The sequence below is a fragment of the Klebsiella sp. 4_1_44FAA genome, assembly GCF_000238715.1.
Classification (GTDB): domain Bacteria; phylum Pseudomonadota; class Gammaproteobacteria; order Enterobacterales; family Enterobacteriaceae; genus Klebsiella; species Klebsiella pneumoniae.
Map to the genome: position 1 here is coordinate 77,404 of NZ_JH414804.1, position 19,540 is coordinate 96,943.

Consider the following 19,540-nt stretch of genomic DNA (forward strand, 5'->3'; position numbering starts at 1 on the left):
ATGTGGCTGGCGAAGGATCATCTCCCGCTCTGGTAAGGAGTGGGTCGGCAACGCGTGATACGTAAAACACCATCATTTCATCAAGGAAGGAACCTTGTGAAACAGACCCATTATTTCACCGTGAATTTTACCGGCTTCACCACTGCCGCCTCGGAAGAGCAAAGCTATTTACGCCTCATTGCAGGCGAGCATGCCTTTTATACCGATAAACGCCATTTTAAAGACCCCTCGCTTTTTGACCGTCTGAGGCTCGGCCAGCCGCTACATATCGGCACTTGCCGCCTAAAGGATGGCAGTTACTGGATCCACTGGTTAAGCGATGGCCACATTTTGCTCGAACCATCCCGGCAGCCGCTGAGTATTAAAAAGCTTCTTCGACCTGTCGGCTTGGTCTTTTTTGTTTGCTTGATCATTCTCGCTTGTGCTCCATGGTTGGATATTTTTTTATTATTATGTTTTATCACAATGTTGGTGAATCCCTTCGGCATCTTCTCTTTTTGCTCTTGCAATTTCTCACTCAGGTTACGTGTTCTCAATGCGAAAATGCAGCGAACGAAGCAAGGCGATATTTCATTCTGTCAGCGTCTGGAAATTCTACCCGCTACTTCTGAAAAGCATCCACCATCGGCCAACAACGAGATAGCGCTGCCAAAAGAATTTGCGCTTGAAGAAGGCGTGATTCTGAATAGTTATTATCAAATATGGATCGCTACGAGGGTAAGGCCTTATTTTATCAAAGAAGGTGCCTGTTTTCAGCTGGCGACTCGTCACTCGTTTTTTTCAGCGCGCTTGACCTGGCTGAGCAATGCCCTGAATAATCGTTGTCGCCCGCCATTTCTTGCCGATGGGGACTGGGTTATCGCCGCACGCCGGCATGGATACGATGATCTTCAGGCGTTATACAATGTCAGTGATGGCAGTGTTTATTTAAAAAATAGCCCCTTTCATCCCGGCAATCAGCAGATGGCATCAATTTATAAAATCGCGTACGGCCTCGTACTCATAGTGATGTTTTTTACGCTCACCATCAAACTGCACGACCCCATGCTTAATCTGGGCAGTTGGCCATTTTATCGTGAAATGCTTACCAGGCTGACAGGCACCCAGCTCCCGATTAACCTGCTGTTAATAGTGATGGAGTTTGTCCGTATGATTGCCCATCCCCTGTCACGTCGGGTGGCCGGTAGAGTGAAGGTACATCAGGCCATATTACGTTATGCCAGACGTCAGGGCGCCAGAATGACGCCATGGGAACTGAAGTAATAAAAAACAACGCCACCCGAAGGTGGCGCTGTCGTGGTTAATACTGGTCGCGATCCAACCAGTTGCCGTTCGCTATCAACGTACAACCCTCAACGGAACGTTGATAGACATACATCCATGCGCTGCCGTAAGGCGTCTGAATCAGGTGGCGCGCATACTCGCCCCCCTTGGTGCGCAGCGCATCCAGTTCGGCCAGCGTCGATGCATCAATACGATAAACTTCACCATGTACTGTGCCTTCGCCGGGCACCGCGCCTGGATAGTGGCCCAGGCTGTACAGCTGATAATCGTCGACACTATGAGCGCCCAGCCACTGGGCGTTGGTCATCCAGTGGCTGTTGCCTTGTTTGCGTCGTAAACTGCCGTAAACAAATATTCGCATTGCTAAAACTCAAACTGATAGAGCAAATCGAGCGCCTGGTCGATGCCAGACACCGCTTCCACATATAGCTTAGGCATCAGGCGATAACGTAAAGTCAGCGTCGCCAGGGAATCGAAGATACCGACCCCGTATTTTACCTGTAGACCCGGCAGTACATAGCCGCTGACCACCACCTGGGAAGAATCGCCTACCCCTTCGGTGTCCAACGCCAAGTTGCTTACGCCAAACGTCTCGCCGATTTTACCCACAACCTGACCACTTTGTGCAACCCCCATACCAATAAGCATTGAGGTCATCGCGGCGCTATCGCTCTGACCACTACTCAAACCCTGACCGCGCAGCAGATAAGACAGCGCTTCCTGCTGGGACATAACCGGATCAGAGAAGATCTCCGCTTTCGGCTGATCGGCGGAGCCGGTTACGCGAACGCCGGCGATCACATCGTCTTCGGTGGCATCCGGGTTACGAATCGCTTCGATATTCAGCAACGGCTGATCCGGCGGACCGGAGAACAGCAGCTCCCCTTTGCGGACAATCAAGTCCTGACCATAGGCGTGGAAACGGCCGTCAGGAATATTAATCTGCCCGTTGAGGCCCAGCCCCTGCTTGTCCTGCGCCACTTTCAAATCACCGGTCAGACGCGCTTTCAGGCCGAAGGCTTCCAGACGAACGTTGTTGCCGACGTGAATGGTCAGGTTGCTGTTGATCGGGATACCGGCGCTCTGCTGCTTAATCGGCTTGAGGTTTTTATCCAGCATCACTTCATCAGAGGAGACGCCGACCGCGCTCTCCGGCACCTCGTTGACCACGATCCGCGCCCAGGGCACATCCACTTTGCCGTCGAGATTGAACAGGCTTGGCGTGGCGGTAAACACCACATCCGGCGATACATCGAGACGCACCATCGGCGGCACCGTGATCCGCACCCGGCTGCCTTTCGCCGCAATTTGCGCCCGCCAGTTATCGATCTGCGTCCAGTCGGCGTTACCGCTGAGGGCGATTTGCCCCTGGCGGGTGTTCACCGTCCCCTGCAGGGTCGAGCGCGTGCCGTTGAAGTTCATCGCCAGCTGGCTCGGCTGCATATCAAACGGCATAAAGTTGCCGTCGATATCCACCCCGCTCAGCTGCATCTGGCCGAACAGCTGCGGACTTTTCACATTGCCGCCCAGACGCAGACGGGCGTTGAGCCTTCCCTCTGCCTTTTCACCACGAGCGAAAATCGGGTTGATCATCGCCAGCGAGAAGTTGCTGATATTGACATTGCCGCCGAGATTACGCCGCCCCTGCGGGTCGGTAACCTGCACCTGCCCATCCAGTTGACCATTGTTGGTCAGGCGGATAAGCCAGCCCAGCTCGGCGCGATTGTTGTGCAGGTCGGCGCTGAGGTTAAGCGTATCGAACGCCACCGGCAACGGCGCGTCGTTGACGACCTGGGTCACCTTGACGTTGCGCCCGCTGAGGGTCACTTTGCCCTGCGGCAGTCCCTCTTTGGTGGTGTCCCAGCTCACATCGGCATTACCAGTAAACACGCCGCTGGCCTGGGTCGCCTCCGGCATAAACGGCTTGAGCATCGCCAGATCGAAGCGGTTGAGATTCACCCGCGCCCGTCCGCTGGCACCCGCGTCAATGGTTTCAGGCACGCAGAGCTCGGCGTTCGGGTTGGTCCAGCAGTGTGGCCCGATGCTGATTTTCTGCTCCAGATTGCGATAGTCCAGCGCAATGCTGCGCGTCAGCGCTACCGGCCCCACCGGCGTCTGGAAGCGGGTATCGCTCAGCGAGCCCTTCCAGCGTTCGGCCTGACGATCGAAGCTGCCTGCCAGCGTCAGCTGGCCGGAAACCTGATCGCCCTGCACGCGTAGCCGCAGCTCATGCTGTTTCTCTGTACCTTTGGCATTGAGCTGCACCAGGCTGATATTGACCCCCGGCTGGCTGATGCGATCCACCCGCACGTCCAGGTTACCGCCAATCTGATCGGTGGATTTCACATCCCCTTTGACGTTGACCTGGGCGATGGTCAGCTCCTGCCAGCGCAGCGCCCGGGCGGTGATGTCGGCCAGCAGCTGCGGCGCATCGACAGTGCCGCGCACTTTTACCAAGCCCTTCGCCGTCCCGCCGAGCCCCGGCAGCGCATTATCCAGGTGCGGCGCATCGATGGTGGCGTCGAGATTAAGATCCTTCACCCCCAGCTCGCCTTTGATATCAGCGCTGTTCGGGCCTAACGCCAGATGCAGTCCCGGGATTTTCCACTGCAGATAGCTGTTACCCTGCAGCGAGCCCGCCACATCCACTTTGTTCTGCTTCACGTTGCCGGTAATTTTCAGCTCCGGCACCGACATCTGCCAGCTGCCGCCGTACAGGCTGCCCTGGGTCTTGATCCGGCCGTTAAGCTTTGACGGCCAGTCCGGCACCTCTTTGGCGGTGTTGATGCCGTCGAGGGTCAGCTCGCCGCGCCAGCTGATCGCCTGCTGCCAGTCGAGCAGCGCCTTCAGCTCGGTTTTCCCTTCCAGGGCGTTGACCGTCAGCTTGTCGAGATTGATCTGCCGTTCATTGCCTTTGGCGTTGAGGGCGATTTTCGCCGGAGGCAGCGATTGACCTTTCACCGCGGTGGAGAAGGCCAGCGCATAGTCGGTCATTTTGCCGCTGAACTTCAGCTGGACATTGTCGGCCTGAAACTGCTTCTCGCCGCTGAACGGCCAGGCGAGCTGCTTACTCTTCAGCTCCATATTGAGCGGCAGCCCTACCTCCGCCAGCTGCGCATCCGCGCGCAGCGTGGCCGCGACCGGCCCGCTTAAGTCCACTCCGACTTTGAGCGTTTTACGCACTTCGCCGCCCACCTTCAGCTGCACCTTCTCCCCTTTCATTGGGTCGACGTTCAGGGTTCCGGCGAGGGTAATGTCCACCGGCCAGTTATCCTGCAGCTGCGCGCTGCCCGAGGCGCTAACCTTGCCCTGATCGGAGTCGATATCAAGGGCGTCGAGCTTCATCTGGCCGTCGATACTGCTGACTTTCAGCAGCAGGTTATACACGGTGATATCGGTATCGCCGGTCAGGCGCAGCTGCTCGCCGCGGAACGCCTGAATATTGAGGTTCAGCGGCAGATGGACATCGGTCATCGCCGGCAGCACCGGCTGCGAGAAGAGGTCGGTCATCGTCTCGCCGAGCGGTTTTTCCTGCGGCTGCGGGTTGTCAATTTTCGGCTCAACCACCTGCTCCTGCGCCACTTTCGCCACCTTAGGCAGGGCGATCAGCAGCCCCTGCAGCGAGGTCGGCGTCAGGGTCAGATTTTTCTCCTGCCAGTTCAGGCCGGTGGAAAAGTCGCGTACAGAGACCGCGGTATCATCGATTTTGACGTTGACGTTATGCAGCGCGACGCGGCTGAGGGTGATCGGATAAGGAGTGGAGAGATTCAGCGGCCCGCTGTCCTCTTCCTCGACCGGCGCTGAGGGCGGCATCTTCTTGGTATCGACGGCGACGTAAATATCGCGCAGCGCGATGTCGTTTACGCACAGGCTGCTGTCCCACAGGCAGCGCAACCTGACGCTGAGGTGAAACTGACCGGCGGTCACCGCCACGCCGGGCTGTTCGTAGCGAACATTATCGAGGGTTAAATCACGCCAGCCACCGGTCACTTTGCCGATTTCCAGCCCCGGTACCCAGCGATCCGCCGCTTTGAACACCAGATGCAAGCCGGTGGTGGTCCCCACCAGGAACCCGACGGTGCCCAGCAGGAGCACCAACACGATTAAGACGCCGAGGCTTATCTTCTTCCATAAACTCATAATTCAGGCCCCAGACCGATGTAAAACTGTAAACCATGCTCTTCTTTGTCGCCGATCGGCCGGGCGATATCCAGCTTGATCGGCCCCACCGGCGACTGCCAGCGCACGCCTACCCCGGCGCCGGTTTTGAAATCGCTCTCGCGAATATCGCTGACCGCTTCGCCGCTATCGACAAACACGGCGCCCCACCATTTACCACTGACGTTGTACTGATACTCCAGCGAGCCGGTCGCCAGCTTCGAGGCCCCGATCAGCTTGCCGTCATCATCCTTCGGCGAGATAGATTTGTATTTATAGCCGCGAATACTGCGATCGCCCCCGGCGAAAAAACGCAGATCTGGCGGCACCTTGTCAAAGTTGTCCGCTTCGATCCAGCCAAGGTTGCCGCGCACCACAAAGCGGTGGCGGTCATAGAGGGTACGGATCCAGACGTCCTGGGCCTGCATCAAGATGAAGTTGATGTCCGAGCCCCACATGGTGTTGGAGTAGTCCACCGAGTAGCGCTGGGAATCGCCCCAGGTAGGCATCAGGCCGCCGCGGGAGCGAGTGCGGTTCACCGAGACCCCAGGATAAATCAGCATGGTGGTGTTGGTGACGTTCGCCTGGGTAAAGTGATCCAGGCTCCAGCGCAGGTTAATCGCTCGCTGCCAGCCGCTCGACATCTCCCAGAAACGCGAGACCCCCAGGGTGGTAGAGTCGGCCTGGGTATCATTGAGGTCGGTACGCTTAAAACCGCCCTGCATCAGATAATACTGTTCGAGGGGGCTCTTCAGCAGTGGGACTTTATAGGTAAAATCGAATTGCTGCTCCGGGGCGGAGAGGCTGACGCTGGAGGTCAGGCTGTGGCCATACGAGTTGACCCATGGTTTTTTCCACGTGGCTTTCACCCGCGGACCGACGTCTGTGGAATAGCCGACCCCGGTTTCCACGGTGTTCTCTTTGCGAGGCGAGACAACGCCCTGCAGAGGCAGCACCTTGGTTTTCCGCGACTTAGCAAAATCAGGCGCCACCACCACCGAACTGAACCAGCCGGTCGCCGCCAGGCGGCGGTTTAGCTCGGCCAGGTCCTGCGAGGTGTAGTAGTCGCCCTCTTTAAACGGCACGAGGTTTTGCAGGTATTCATCGCGGATTTGCGAGCCAGAGAAAGTGACGTGGCCAAAGCGATAGCGTTCGCCGCTGTCGTAATCGATATCCCAGAACGCCTGATGACGGTCGAGGGAGACCCCGAGCTGGCTCTTAAGAAACTCGCTGTCAAAGTAGCCTTTGCGCAGGGCGACGCGGGTCAGCGAGCTCTTGAAGCCGTCGTAATCCCCGTGGTTGAGCACCGTCCCGATGGCCGGGCGCGTTTTCAGCAGCGCCAGGTAGTCGCTATCGGTGCGGGCGCCGCCGCGCAGAATCACCTCGGTTCCGCCAATGCGCACCGGTTCTCCCGGGGTCACTTTGGCGATCAGCACCTGACGTCCCCTTTTCGGCGGCGGACGCAAATCAAATTCAATCGTCGGCTCGTAATAACCCAGCGCTTTCAGACCTTCGCGAATGGCGTCATCGACGCGCGCGCGAAAGCGACGATCCGGCGTGACTTCATCGCTCTGGATGGTGGAAAGCTGGGCGCGAACGTTTTTCTCCAGCTCCCCGGATAATCCCTCAACCTGCAAACGCACATTCGCTGCGCTGGCGACCCCGCTGACCAGCAAAAGGCTGGTGACACATAACTGGCGGATTTTTAGCACATTTTCTCCTGAATATCCCTGTTTCCTCTACAGGAAACACTGGCGCCGCTCCACGGCTTAACAAAACCCTAACAACATAGGGTTGAAAAAGTGGCAATAACCCAAATAATTCTTATGTATTAATCTAGACGTATTACGCGTATTTATTGTGTTAAAAGACACGCTTCGTTACAACCTTAACGACGATTTCTGTATTGAGAGGCCAACCGTGAGTCTATTTGATAAAACGCATCTTGTCGCCCAGGCGGATGCGCTGCCTGGACGCAATACCCCCATGCCAGTGGCGACGCTCCACGCAGTTAACGGCCACTCGATGACCAACGTCCCGGCGGGGATGGAAGTGGCGCTGTTCGCCATGGGCTGCTTCTGGGGAGTTGAGCGCCTGTTCTGGCAATTGCCGGGGGTTTACAGCACCGCCGCAGGTTACACTGGCGGCTATACGCCCAATCCGACCTATCGCGAAGTGTGCAGCGGTCAGACCGGTCACGCGGAAGCGGTACGCGTGGTTTATGATCCGCAGGTGATTAGCTATGAGCAGTTATTGCAGGTGTTCTGGGAAAATCACGACCCGGCGCAGGGTATGCGGCAGGGTAACGACCACGGCACCCAGTACCGCTCGGCGATTTACCCGCTGACCCCGGAACAGACGGAGGCGGCAAAGGCCAGCCTCGCGCGCTTCCAGGCGGCGATGAACGACGCGCACGATACCCGTCACATCACCACCGAGATCGCCACCGCCAAACCGTTCTACTATGCCGAGGACGATCACCAGCAGTATCTGTATAAAAACCCGCACGGCTATTGCGGCATCGGCGGCATTGGCGTCTGCCTGCCGCCTCAGGCGTAATTCTGATTTCCGCCTCAACAGCGAGGCGGTCAATGAACGCTCTGGCGGCTTTACATTCCCTTACGCTATACTAGCCAGTGTGACAGCCGGTCCAGCGCCTTCGGACCGGTTTTTTATGTATTCCACATTTGAGTTATCAACTTCCCTTCCGAGGATCTGGCCTCAACGGTCAGAAAAGATATGTTAAACAGTATTTTAGTAATACTCTGTCTGATAGCCGTCAGTGCGTTTTTTTCGATATCGGAAATTTCACTGGCTGCCTCACGTAAAATCAAACTGAAACTGCTGGCCGATGAAGGCAACGTCAACGCACAGCGGGTGCTGAAGATGCAGGAGAACCCGGGCACCTTCTTTACCGTCGTGCAGATTGGCCTCAACGCCGTCGCCATTCTTGGCGGTATTGTGGGCGACGCGGCTTTCTCACCGGCGTTTCATAGCCTGCTCAGCGGGTATTTGTCACCGGAGCTCTCCGAGCAGCTGAGCTTCATCATCTCTTTTACCCTGGTCACCAGCTTGTTCATCCTGTTTGCTGACCTGACTCCGAAACGCATCGGTATGATTGCGCCCGAAACAGTGGCCCTGCGCATCATCAACCCGATGCGCTTCTGCCTGTTAGTCTTCCGCCCGCTGGTGTGGTTGTTTAACGGCATGGCCAACATGATCTTCCGCATCTTCAAACTGCCGATGGTGCGGAAAGACGATATCACTTCCGATGATATCTATGCCGTGGTCGAGGCCGGCGCGCTGGCCGGGGTGCTGCGCAAGCAGGAGCATGAGCTAATTGAGAACGTGTTCGAGCTGGAGTCCCGCACCGTTCCTTCCTCCATGACCCCGCGTGAAAGCGTCATTTGGTTTGATTTGCACGAAGACGAGCAGAGCCTGAAGAATAAAGTGGCCGAACATCCGCACTCGAAGTTCCTCGTCTGTAATGAAGATATCGACCACATTATCGGTTACGTCGATTCAAAAGATCTGCTGAACCGCGTGCTGGCGAACCAGAGCCTGGTGCTGACCGGCGGCGTACAGATCCGCAACACGTTGATCGTGCCGGACACCCTGACCCTGTCGGAAGCGCTGGAAAGCTTCAAAACCGCCGGGGAAGACTTCGCGGTGATCATGAATGAATACGCGCTGGTGGTCGGGATCATCACTCTCAACGACGTCATGACCACCCTGATGGGCGACCTCGTCGGCCAGGGGCTGGAAGAGCAGATCGTCGCCCGCGATGAAAACTCGTGGCTGATCGATGGCGGTACGCCGATTGATGACGTGATGCGCGTGCTGGATATCGACGAGTTCCCGCAGTCCGGGAATTACGAGACCATCGGCGGCTTTATGATGTTTATGCTGCGTAAAATCCCCAAACGCACCGACGCGGTGAAGTTCTCCGGCTATAAGTTTGAGGTCGTGGATATCGATAACTACCGTATCGACCAGCTGCTGGTGACCCGCATCGATAACAAGCCAACGGTGCTGGTGCCGAAGCAGGCGGAAACGGCGGAAAGCCAGAACGCCTGAGCGTAATCTTTTCTCTCTCCTAAGGGCGGATGACCATCCGCCCTTTTTTATGGCCCAAATGGTTATCCCACACTCCCACTTAACAAAATTGCTTTATCGGTGGGCTACAGCGATCCGGTCTATTTCACCCGCTTGTTTCGTAAACATAACGGCATCCCACCGGGCGAATATCGCAAACGCTATGCGGAAATGAAGGGCTAAAAACATCAACGGCTCCCATCGGGAGCCGTCTTTTACCTACTACGTACTGCTACGTGCCAGGTTATGCCATCTCAGTTTGCAGACGCAACACCTGACGATTGACTTCGGACATCACTGACAGATGCAGCTTGTCCTTGACCTTCGGGATAAGGATTTTGCCCTTATCAAATTCAAATGCGCCAACGTCCTTGATGTACAACCGTCCACGAAACAGGATCTTCACGTACTTCGCCACTTGCAGCGGATTGTAGCGTTGGAAAATTTTCATTCTTCTCTCCTGCCAGGGTTACGCTCTTGTGGTGCCACAGTTAGCCCACGTCTTGGGAGCGCAAATTTTAATGCCCTAAAACTATAGTCCAGAATCTCAGAGGGACCCAGTATGTATAAGTTTATTTACCCTTTGATGACAATAATTCAGAATTTTCGTTTCAGACATACGATGAAGTAAGTATAAGTCGCCGTTTTACGACTAATTTGTGCGTCAACACGCAAACTGGCATCCTCATTGCGGGTAATCACCGTCAATCGCACTTATGATTAAACGAGACCAAGTGGTCGGATCACCTGCATAAAAATGATTAAGGATTGCGCATGACCCTACGTAGCATACTGGCCGCCTCGTTACTGCTTCTCCCGCTGCTGGCCACAGCGCATAACTTCGTCGACGGCCAGCGCGTGGCGCCCGTTGGCGTCGCGGATCGGGGAGAGCTTATTCTGGATAAGGATAAGTTTAGCTATAAAAACTGGAATAGCGCCCAGCTGGCGGGAAAAGTGCGCGTGGTCCAGCACATCGCCGGACGCTCGTCAGCAAAAGAGAAGAATGCCAACCTGATCGAGGCGATTAAAGCGGCGGGCTTCCCGCACGATCGCTATCAGACCACCACCATTGTAAACACTGACGACGCCATCCCGGGCACCGGGATGTTTGTACGCAACAGCATTGAAAGTAATAAAAAGCTCTTCCCATGGTCGCAATTTATCGTCGACAGCAACGGCCTGGTGCGGAAGGCCTGGCAGCTGGACGAGAAGAGCTCAGCGATCGTGGTGCTGGATAAGAACGGGCGTGTGCAGTGGGCTAAGGACGGCGCCCTCACCCAACAAGAGGTGCAGCAGGTGATCGACCTGCTGCATAAATTGCTTAATAAATAGAGACCCGGAAGCCGGGGTTGAGGAAGGATTCACGCGGCGTGTAGTCGAGGGTTTTCCCCTGCCAGTCGTGAACATGCGCCCCGGCGGCCACCGCGACCGCATGGCCGGCGGCGGTGTCCCAGGTGCTGGTCGGCCCGAAGCGCGGATAGAGCTGGGCCTGACCTTCCGCCACCAGGCAGAATTTCAGCGACGAACCGATTGAGGTGGTCTGGTGTTCGCCCAGTTGCTCAAGGTACTCCTGCAGCTCCGGATCGTTGCTATGGGAGCGGCTAATCACCACCAGCGGCGGACGGGCATCGCGGACCTGGATCTGCTTGCGTACGCCGCACTCTTCTTTCCAGGCTTTACCATTTTGCGCGCTGTACATCACCTTCATCACCGGCGCATAGACAACGCCCAGCGTCGGCTTGCCGTTTTCAATCAGCGCGATATTGACGGTGAATTCGCCGTTACGCTTAATAAACTCTTTGGTGCCGTCCAGCGGGTCGACCAGCCAGTAGCGCTGCCAGTGCTGGCGCACTTCCCACGCCGGCGGGTCCTCCTCGGAGAGGACCGGGGTATCCGGATCCAGCGCCTGCAGGCCGCTGACAATGACTTTATGCGCTGCGATATCCGCCGCCGTGACCGGAGAATCATCTTTCTTGCTGGCGACGTTGATCGGCTGGTTTCCATCGTAGACTTCCATGATGGCATCGCCCGCATTCCGTGCAAGCTGACTTACTTGTTCTAACATTCTCCACCTCGTCTGGTTACAGTGGCGTTAACTCGTTGTTTTATTTATATCGCATCACCGCGAGTTCCGCTATCTGTGATAACGATGGCGGTTTCTCTGCCCGCTTTTCTGGCAAGATTCACATTTCTGTAAGCAACAGAATATAAATACATTTTCTTCTGTGCTATCGCTCATAAAAAAGGACGCCTCTGATGATTAAGTTTAGCGCAACGCTCCTGGCCACGCTGATCGCCGCCAGCGTCAACGCCGCGACGGTCGACCTGCGGATCATGGAAACCACCGATCTGCACAGCAATATGATGGACTTCGACTATTACAAAGATGCCGCCACGGAGAAATTCGGCCTGGTGCGTACCGCCACCCTGATCGAACAGGCGCGGGCAGAAGTTAAAAACAGCGTGCTGGTGGATAACGGGGATGTGATCCAGGGGAGCCCGTTAGGCGACTATATGGCGGCAAAAGGGCTCAAAGAGGGCGATGTACATCCGGTATATAAGGCGATGAACACCCTGAATTACGCCGTCGGCAACCTGGGCAACCATGAGTTCAATTACGGTCTCGACTTCCTGCACAAGGCGCTGGCCGGGGCGAAGTTCCCCTACGTGAACGCCAATATCATCGATGCCAAAACCGGAAAACCGATGTTTACGCCGTACCTGATCCAGGATACCCGGGTCGTGGACAGCGACGGTCAATCCCACACCCTGCGCATCGGCTATATCGGCTTTGTGCCGCCGCAGATCATGACCTGGGATAAAGCCAATCTTAACGGCAAGGTGACGGTCAATGACATTACCGAAACCGCGCGCAAATATATCCCGGAGATGCGGGCGAAAGGGGCTGATGTGGTGGTAGTGGTCGCTCACTCCGGCCTCTCCGCCGACCCGTATCAGGCGATGGCCGAGAATTCGGTTTACTACTTAAGCCAGGTGCCCGGCGTGGACGCCATTATGTTCGGCCATGCCCACGCGGTGTTCCCGGGTAAAGACTTCGCCAACATCAAAGGCGCGGATATCGCCAAAGGGACGCTGAACGGTGTACCGGCGGTGATGCCGGGAATGTGGGGCGATCATCTCGGGGTGGTCGATCTGGTGCTAAATAACGACAGCGGTAAATGGCAGGTAACTCAGAGTAAAGCGGAAGCGCGGCCAATCTATGACGCGGTGGCGAAGAAATCACTGGCGGCCGAAGATGCCAAGCTGGTGGCGGTGCTGAAAGCCGATCATGACGCCACTCGCGAATTCGTCAGCAAGCCGATCGGCAAGTCCGCCGACAACATGTACAGCTATCTGGCGCTGGTGCAGGACGACCCGACGGTGCAGGTGGTCAACATGGCGCAGAAAGCCTACGTAGAACACTATATTCAGGGCGACCCGGATCTGGCGAAGCTGCCGGTGCTCTCCGCCGCCGCGCCGTTTAAAGTCGGCGGGCGTAAAAACGATCCGGCGAGCTTTGTCGAAGTGGAGAAAGGCCAGCTCACCTTCCGCAATGCCGCCGACCTCTATCTCTACCCCAACACCCTGGTGGTGATGAAGGTCAGCGGGAAAGAGGTTAAGGAGTGGCTGGAATGCTCTGCCGGACAGTTTAACCAGATCGATCCCGCCAGCAGCAAGCCGCAGTCGCTGATCAACTGGGACGGCTTCCGCACCTACAACTTCGACGTCATTGACGGGGTGAACTACCAGATCGACGTCACTCAGCCGGCCCGCTATGACGGCGAATGTCAGATGATCCATCCGCAGGCAGAGCGTATTAAGCACCTGACCTTCAATGGAAAACCGGTTGATCCGCAGGCTACTTTCCTGGTCGCGACCAATAACTATCGCGCTTACGGCGGCAAATTCGCCGGCACCGGTGAGAGCCATATCGCCTTCGCCTCGCCGGATGAAAACCGTTCGGTGCTGGCGGCATGGATTGGCGCGCAATCGAAGAAGGAAGGCGCGATCCATCCGGCGGCGGATAACAACTGGCGTCTGGCGCCGATCCACAGCAACACGCCGTTGGATATTCGTTTTGAGACCTCGCCTGGCGACAAAGCCGCGGCGTTTATCAAAGAGAAAGCGCAGTATCCAATGCGCCAGGTGGCCACCGATGATATCGGCTTCGCCATTTATCAGCTGGATTTGAGCAAGTAATGCCTGTTCCCCGGCGGCGCTGCGCTTACCGGGGCTACAGGGAGTGATACATTTTCACTCCCCGTGGTTAGCCAGCACCGAGGGCAGATTAACCTCGATCCAGTCCGCCAGGGCGGCCACCTTCTCGCTCACCTGCAGGCCGAGCGGCGTCAGGCTATATTCAACGTGCGGGGGCACCACCGGATAAGAGACGCGGTCGATAAAACCATCCTGCTCCAGCGCCTGCAGCGACTGCGCCAGCATCTTTTCGCTGACCCCGCCCATCTTACGGCGCAGATCGCTGAAACGGTGGGTTCCCTCGCGCAGCGCCACCAGAATCAACACGCCCCAGCGGCTGGTGACATGTTTAAGCACATCGCGCGACGGGCACTGTTCCGCAAACAAATTGCCGGTGCGCAGTTTCTCGCTCAGCGTCGGTTCGGCCATTTCACACTTACCTTTTTGTACGTACTTACTAAAAGTTAGTTAAGGTGGTAGCTTACCACAACTGCCAATAAACACGAAGGAGAAGACCCATGATCGCTCTTACCGGTGCCACCGGCCAGCTTGGCCACTACGTTCTGCAAGACCTGCTTAACACCGTCCCTGCCAGCCAGATTGTGGCGATTGTCCGCAACCCGGCCAAAGCCCAGGCGCTCAGCCAGCAGGGCGTGGTTGTCCGCCAGGCCGACTACAGCGACGAAGCGGCGCTGACCGCCGCGCTGCAGGGCGTGGATAAACTGCTGTTAATCTCCTCCAGCGAAGTCGGCCAGCGTGCTGTACAGCACCGCAACGTCATTAACGCCGCCAAAGCCGCCGGAGTGAAATTCATCGCGTATACCAGCCTGCTGCATGCCGACACTTCGCCGCTGGGTCTGGCCGCAGAGCATATCGAAACCGAGCAGATGCTGGCCGACTCTGGTATCGCTTACGCCCTGCTGCGTAACGGCTGGTATACCGAAAACTATCTGGCCAGCGCGCCGCCGGCGCTGGAGCATGGCGTGTTTATCGGCGCCGCCGGCGAGGGTAAAATCGCCTCCGCCACCCGCGCGGATTATGCCACCGCTGCCGCCCGCGTTATCGCCAGTGAGGGTCATGAAGGCAAAATTTACGAACTGGCGGGTGATAACGCCTGGACGCTGAGCGACCTGGCTGCCGAGCTGAGCAAGCAAAGCGGGAAAAACGTGGTCTACCAGAACCTCAGCGAAGCCGATTTCGCCGCCGCGCTGAAAAGCGTCGGCCTGCCGGCCGGGCTTGCCGATATGCTGGCGGATTCCGATGTCGGCGCGTCGAAAGGCGGACTGTTTGACGACAGCCGCACCCTGAGTACGCTGATCGGCCGCCCGACCACCTCCCTTGCTGAAAGCGTGAAAGGCATTCTGTAACCGCCCCTCTCAGCTTTTGCGGTTGCGTCCCGGCGGTTCCTCTCCCATATTGAAGGGATAACCGTCGGGAGGCAGGCATGCAGGGCGTACCACTCCAATTTAGTGATGAAAAAGACCGCGCGCGCTTTCGCCATCTCGAACAGCTGCCCGGGGTGGAGCTTTACCACGCCCATATATCCCGCTACGCCTTTGAACCCCATACCCACGAAGCCTTCGGCATCGGCGTGATTGAGCAAGGCGCGGAGCGCTTTCGCTACCGCGGCAGTCAGCATATTGCCGCCGCAAACTCCATTGTCACCATGAATCCCGACGAGCTGCACACCGGCGAAGCGGAAACCGCCGACGGCTGGCGCTACCGGATGATTTATCTGGAGCCGGACCGTCTTGAAGCCATCACCGGGGTGCGCGACTGGTGGTTCAGCGAGGTGGTCCGCGAGGATCCCCTGCGTTCCCGACAGATTGGCCAGCTGATTTATGGCCTGTGGCATAGCGACGATCCGCTGGCCCAGCAGGGACTGCTGCTCGACCTCATCGACGCCTTCCGCCCTCTGGCCCACCATGCCTCTGCGCAAGGTGAGGCCGGGCATCGCTTTGACCGCGTGCGCGACTACCTGCACGATAACTATATGCGTCCCATCACCCTCGACGAGCTGGCGCAGGTGGCGGCGCTGAGCCCGTACCACTTTCAGCGCCAGTTTAAAGCCCACTATCACGTAACGCCCCATCAGATGCTGATGGCCATCCGTCTGTGGCGCGCCAAAGCGTTCCTCACCCACGGCATGCCCGCCGCCGAAGTGGCGATAGCCGTCGGCCTCACCGACCAGTCCCACCTGACCCGCGCCTTCACCCAGCGTTACGGCATTACGCCGGTGCGCTATCAGAAGCAGGTCGCCAGGCGCTAATGCGCAATCTCATACAATATTCCTGCCCGACCCCCTTCTACACTGCAGACAACGGTAATGACAACGGATGCAATGATGATTAGTGGTGTGTTATACGCCCTGCTGGCGGGGCTGATGTGGGGTTTAATTTTCGTCGGGCCTTTGCTGGTGCCAGAGTATCCGGCGATGCTGCAGTCGATGGGACGCTATCTGGCGCTGGGCCTGATCGCCCTGCCGCTGGCGTGGCTCGGGCGCGCGCGACTGCGCCAGTTGAGCCGGCACGACTGGTGGACCGCGCTGGGCCTGACAATGATGGGGAACCTTATCTATTACGTCTGCCTGGCCAGCGCCATTCAGCGCACCGGGGCGCCGGTTTCCACCATGATTATCGGCACGCTGCCGGTGGTACTGCCGGTGTTCGCCAATCTGCTCTACAGCCAGCGCGACGGGAAGCTGCCGTGGCGGCGCCTGTTTCCGGCGCTGATCTGCATCGCCGTGGGCCTGATCTGCGTTAACGTCGCGGAGCTGCGTCAGGGGCTGCCGAATTTTAGCCCGTGGCGCTACGGCTCCGGCATTGCGCTGGCGCTGGGATCGGTGGTCTGCTGGGCCTGGTATGCCCTGCGCAACGCCCGCTGGCTGCGGGAGAACCCGCATCAACCGCCAATGATGTGGGCTACCGCTCAGGCGCTGGTGACGCTTCCGGTTTCGCTGGCCGGCTATCTCGCCGCCTGCGCCTGGCTGCACGGTCAGCAGGCCGGGTTTCCCCTGCCCTTCGGCCCGCGTCCTGCGGTGTTTATTACGCTGATGCTGGCCATCGCGGTGCTCTGCTCATGGGTCGGCGCGCTATGCTGGAATATTGCCAGCCAGCGGCTGCCGACGGTGATCCTCGGCCCGCTTATCGTCTTCGAAACCCTGGCCGGACTGCTGTATACCTTCCTGCTGCGGCAAAGCTTACCGCCGCTGCTGACCCTGAGCGGCATCCTGCTGCTGGTGCTCGGCGTGGTCTCCGCCGTACGCGCCAGACCGGAAAAACCGATGCTGCAGCCGCTGGCGGACGAAAAAAAGTAGCCTCGCCTCCTTAAGGGGTATTCCCTCGCCAAAAAGATGCATTTAAAATACATCTTATATTCCTGATGACGAGGTAACTGCTATGGCTTTCCGTGACCAACCTTTAGGCGAGCTGGCGCTGACCATCCCGCGCGCCTCCGCCCTGTTCCGTCAATACGATATGGATTACTGCTGCGGCGGCAAACAGACCCTGGCGCGCGCCGCGTCGCGCAAAGCGCTGGATGTCGCGGTGATTGAAGCCGAGCTGGCGAAACTGGCCGAACAGCCTCTCTCCCGCGACTGGCGCGCGGCGCCCCTCGCGGAGATTATCGACCATATCATCGTTCGCTATCACGACCGGCACCGTGAACAGCTGCCGGAGCTGATCCTGCAGGCCACCAAGGTTGAACGCGTCCATGCCGATAAACCGAACGTACCGAAAGGACTGACTAAGTACCTGACCATGCTGCATCAGGAGCTTTCCAGCCACATGATGAAAGAGGAACAGATCCTGTTCCCGATGATTAAACAGGGAATGGGCGCCCAGGCCGGGGGGCCGATCAGCGTGATGGAAAGCGAGCATGATGAAGCGGGTGAACTGCTGGAAGTCATTAAGCACATCACTCACAACGTGACGCCGCCGCCGGAAGCCTGTACCACCTGGAAGGCGATGTATAACGGTATCAACGAGATGATCGACGATCTGATGGAACACATCAGCCTGGAAAATAATGTGCTGTTCCCGCGCGCCCTCGGCGGAAAGTAAAGAAAAAGGCGCCCGCGGGCGCCCTCGACATTGTCCGTCTTATTTGGCCACTCTGGGTGGCCTTTTTTATGACGGGCCGTTGCAAGCAACGTTAAAATTTTCGTTTATTTCGCCAGCCGTTTTTTGCCGGCAAACAGCCAGCCCGCGCCCAGCAGCACAAACCACAGCGGGGTGACCATCAGCGCTTCACGGGTATCGTCTTCCAGGGTCAACAGCACCAGCACAAAGACGAAGAAGGCCATGCACACCCAGCACATGACTTTACCTAGCGGCATCTTGTAGCTCGACTTCTCATGCAGCTGAGGGCGGTTTTTGCGATACGCCAGGTAAGAGCAAAGGATGATGGTCCAGACGAACATAAACAGAATCGCCGACACCGTGGTGATCATGGTGAAGGCGGCAATCACGCTCGGGTTGACCATCAGCATCACCACCCCGCCCAGCAGACACATGCAGGAGAAGGTTAAGCCCTTCGCCGGCACCGCACGCTTCGATAGCTTGGCGAACATCTTCGGCGCCTGACCATCCTGCGCCAGACCGAACAGCATACGGCTGGTAGAGAACACGCCGCTGTTGGCCGAGGAGGCCGCGGAGGTCAGCACCACGAAGTTGATCAGGCTCGCCGCCGCCGGCAGACCAACCAGCACGAACAGCTCAACGAACGGGCTCTTGCTCGGCACCACGGAGCTCCACGGCGTCACCGACATAATCACAATCAGCGCGAAGACGTAGAACATAATGATACGCAGCGGGATGGAGTTAATCGCCCGCGGCAGGGACTTTTCCGGGTCTTTGGTTTCGGCGGCGGTGGTACCCACCAGCTCAATCCCCACGAAGGCAAACACCGCAATCTGGAAGCCGGCGAAGAAGCCGCTCAGCCCTTTCGGGAACCAGCCGCCGTCATTCCACAGGTGGGCGAAAGAGGCTTCGACCCCGGTCGGCGATTTGAAATGCATCATCACCATTACCAGGCCGACCACGATCAGCGCCACGATGGCGACAATTTTGATCATCGCGAACCAGAACTCCATTTCGCCAAACATCTTGACGGTGGCTAGGTTCAGGCCCAGCAGCAGCAGGATCACCGCCAGCGAGGCGACCCAGTCGGAGAGTCCGGGAAACCAGAATTGCGCGTAGGCGGTGATGGCGACAACGTCCGCCATCCCGGTCACTACCCAGCAGAACCAGTAGGTCCAGCCGGTAAAGTAGCCCGCCCACGGCCCCAGCAGATCGGCCGCGAAGTCGCTAAAGGATTTATATTCGAGGTTCGACAGCAGTAATTCGCCCATGGCACGCATCACGAAAAACAGCATAAAACCGATAATCATATAAACAAAGATAATGGATGGTCCGGCAAGGCTGATGGTTTTGCCAGAACCCATAAATAACCCGGTGCCGATCGCTCCGCCAATCGCGATCAGCTGAATATGTCGGTTTGTGAGATTTCGCCGTAGCGATTGTTCAGTCGGCTCCTGCTCGACAGCAGCGACTTTAACCTGATCTACCATGTGATTTCTTCCTGTTGTACCTGTCTGTGTTGTTCAGGCTCTGATGGCCCGTCGTCTGTCATTAACCCCAGCAAGGGCTAGTCGATATTAGGTAAGAATCGGAGGGATGAATACTATGATTTAGATATAATGTTAATTTTATGTTTAAAGTGAGTGTTATATCACTCATCTAACGCGAAATAGCTCACAAAAATACACCCATACGTGATGAATGCAAAACATAATTCCAATTAATTT

16 protein-coding genes and 1 pseudogene are annotated in these 19,540 nt (G+C 57.2%); 10 read left to right on the forward strand and 7 right to left on the reverse strand.

What is annotated here, in order from left to right; translation table 11 throughout:
- The first annotated feature begins 96 nt into the window (after positions 1 to 96).
- A complete protein-coding gene (locus HMPREF1024_RS06345; protein WP_009309319.1) occupies positions 97 to 1,263 on the forward strand; it encodes a hypothetical protein in 1,167 nt (388 codons plus the stop codon).
- Between the two features lie 37 nt (positions 1,264 to 1,300).
- Here the strand turns inward: HMPREF1024_RS06345 and HMPREF1024_RS06340 are convergent, their stop codons facing one another.
- From HMPREF1024_RS06340 to tamA, 3 genes are read right to left on the reverse strand one after another with little or no spacing between them, the layout of a single operon-like run.
- Positions 1,301 to 1,645, reverse strand: a complete 345-nt coding sequence (locus HMPREF1024_RS06340) for a gamma-glutamylcyclotransferase (protein WP_002886724.1) — start codon at positions 1,643 to 1,645, stop codon at positions 1,301 to 1,303.
- Positions 1,646 to 1,647: 2 nt separating this feature from the next.
- Positions 1,648 to 5,424: an autotransporter assembly complex protein TamB gene (gene tamB, locus HMPREF1024_RS06335; RefSeq protein ID WP_009309320.1), complete on the reverse strand. Its 3,777-nt coding sequence runs from the start codon at positions 5,422 to 5,424 to the stop codon at positions 1,648 to 1,650.
- On the reverse strand, positions 5,421 to 7,154 hold the full coding sequence (tamA, locus tag HMPREF1024_RS06330; RefSeq protein ID WP_009309321.1) for an autotransporter assembly complex protein TamA: 1,734 nt from the start codon (positions 7,152 to 7,154) through the stop codon (positions 5,421 to 5,423). The genes tamB and tamA overlap by 4 nt, the downstream gene beginning before the upstream one ends.
- A 208-nt stretch (positions 7,155 to 7,362) precedes the next feature.
- Between tamA and msrA the strand changes: the two genes are divergently transcribed.
- The 3 genes and pseudogenes from msrA to HMPREF1024_RS29200 form a co-directional block, all read left to right on the forward strand.
- Positions 7,363 to 8,001, forward strand: a complete 639-nt coding sequence (msrA, locus tag HMPREF1024_RS06325) for a peptide-methionine (S)-S-oxide reductase MsrA (RefSeq protein ID WP_002886721.1) — start codon at positions 7,363 to 7,365, stop codon at positions 7,999 to 8,001.
- A 180-nt stretch (positions 8,002 to 8,181) separates the two neighbouring features.
- Entirely contained in the window at positions 8,182 to 9,519 is a 1,338-nt protein-coding gene (locus tag HMPREF1024_RS06320; RefSeq protein WP_002886718.1) for a hemolysin family protein, read from the forward strand.
- A 69-nt stretch (positions 9,520 to 9,588) separates the two neighbouring features.
- Positions 9,589 to 9,720 (forward strand): annotated as a pseudogene (locus HMPREF1024_RS29200) (helix-turn-helix domain-containing protein); the annotation flags it as partial.
- A gap of 61 nt (positions 9,721 to 9,781) precedes the next feature.
- Here the strand turns inward: HMPREF1024_RS29200 and HMPREF1024_RS06315 are convergent.
- Complete coding sequence (locus HMPREF1024_RS06315; protein WP_002886707.1) at positions 9,782 to 9,988, reverse strand: DUF1107 domain-containing protein; 207 nt, start codon at positions 9,986 to 9,988, stop codon at positions 9,782 to 9,784.
- A gap of 323 nt (positions 9,989 to 10,311) precedes the next feature.
- Here HMPREF1024_RS06315 and HMPREF1024_RS06310 point away from each other — a divergent pair, with 323 nt between their 5' ends.
- Complete coding sequence (locus HMPREF1024_RS06310) at positions 10,312 to 10,869, forward strand: YtfJ family protein (RefSeq protein ID WP_002886706.1); 558 nt, start codon at positions 10,312 to 10,314, stop codon at positions 10,867 to 10,869.
- Here HMPREF1024_RS06310 and cysQ read toward each other — a convergent pair.
- Positions 10,859 to 11,602, reverse strand: a complete 744-nt coding sequence (gene cysQ / locus HMPREF1024_RS06305; protein WP_004192435.1) for a 3'(2'),5'-bisphosphate nucleotidase CysQ — start codon at positions 11,600 to 11,602, stop codon at positions 10,859 to 10,861. The genes HMPREF1024_RS06310 and cysQ overlap by 11 nt on opposite strands.
- Positions 11,603 to 11,793: 191 nt before the next feature.
- On the opposite strand from cysQ, the gene cpdB reads away from it, so the two are divergent.
- Complete coding sequence (cpdB, locus tag HMPREF1024_RS06300; protein WP_009309322.1) at positions 11,794 to 13,737, forward strand: 2',3'-cyclic-nucleotide 2'-phosphodiesterase; 1,944 nt, start codon at positions 11,794 to 11,796, stop codon at positions 13,735 to 13,737.
- Between the two features lie 54 nt (positions 13,738 to 13,791).
- Here cpdB and HMPREF1024_RS06295 read toward each other — a convergent pair whose 3' ends face one another.
- A complete protein-coding gene (locus tag HMPREF1024_RS06295; RefSeq protein ID WP_004152015.1) occupies positions 13,792 to 14,163 on the reverse strand; it encodes a helix-turn-helix domain-containing protein in 372 nt (123 codons plus the stop codon).
- Between the two features lie 89 nt (positions 14,164 to 14,252).
- On the opposite strand from HMPREF1024_RS06295, the gene HMPREF1024_RS06290 reads away from it, so the two are divergent.
- From HMPREF1024_RS06290 to ytfE, 4 genes are all read left to right on the forward strand, one after another.
- Positions 14,253 to 15,101, forward strand: a complete 849-nt coding sequence (locus HMPREF1024_RS06290; protein WP_009309323.1) for an SDR family oxidoreductase — start codon at positions 14,253 to 14,255, stop codon at positions 15,099 to 15,101.
- A gap of 77 nt (positions 15,102 to 15,178) precedes the next feature.
- Complete coding sequence (locus tag HMPREF1024_RS06285) at positions 15,179 to 16,003, forward strand: AraC family transcriptional regulator (RefSeq protein ID WP_002886699.1); 825 nt, start codon at positions 15,179 to 15,181, stop codon at positions 16,001 to 16,003.
- 75 nt (positions 16,004 to 16,078) lie between these two features.
- On the forward strand, positions 16,079 to 17,050 hold the full coding sequence (locus HMPREF1024_RS06280) for a DMT family transporter (protein ID WP_002886691.1): 972 nt from the start codon (positions 16,079 to 16,081) through the stop codon (positions 17,048 to 17,050).
- Positions 17,051 to 17,132: 82 nt separating this feature from the next.
- Positions 17,133 to 17,795: an iron-sulfur cluster repair protein YtfE gene (gene ytfE, locus HMPREF1024_RS06275; RefSeq protein WP_004152016.1), complete on the forward strand. Its 663-nt coding sequence runs from the start codon at positions 17,133 to 17,135 to the stop codon at positions 17,793 to 17,795.
- A gap of 104 nt (positions 17,796 to 17,899) precedes the next feature.
- Here the strand turns inward: ytfE and cycA are convergent, their stop codons facing one another.
- On the reverse strand, positions 17,900 to 19,303 hold the full coding sequence (gene cycA / locus HMPREF1024_RS06270; RefSeq protein ID WP_002886688.1) for a D-serine/D-alanine/glycine transporter: 1,404 nt from the start codon (positions 19,301 to 19,303) through the stop codon (positions 17,900 to 17,902).
- Positions 19,304 to 19,540: the final 237 nt, after the last annotated feature.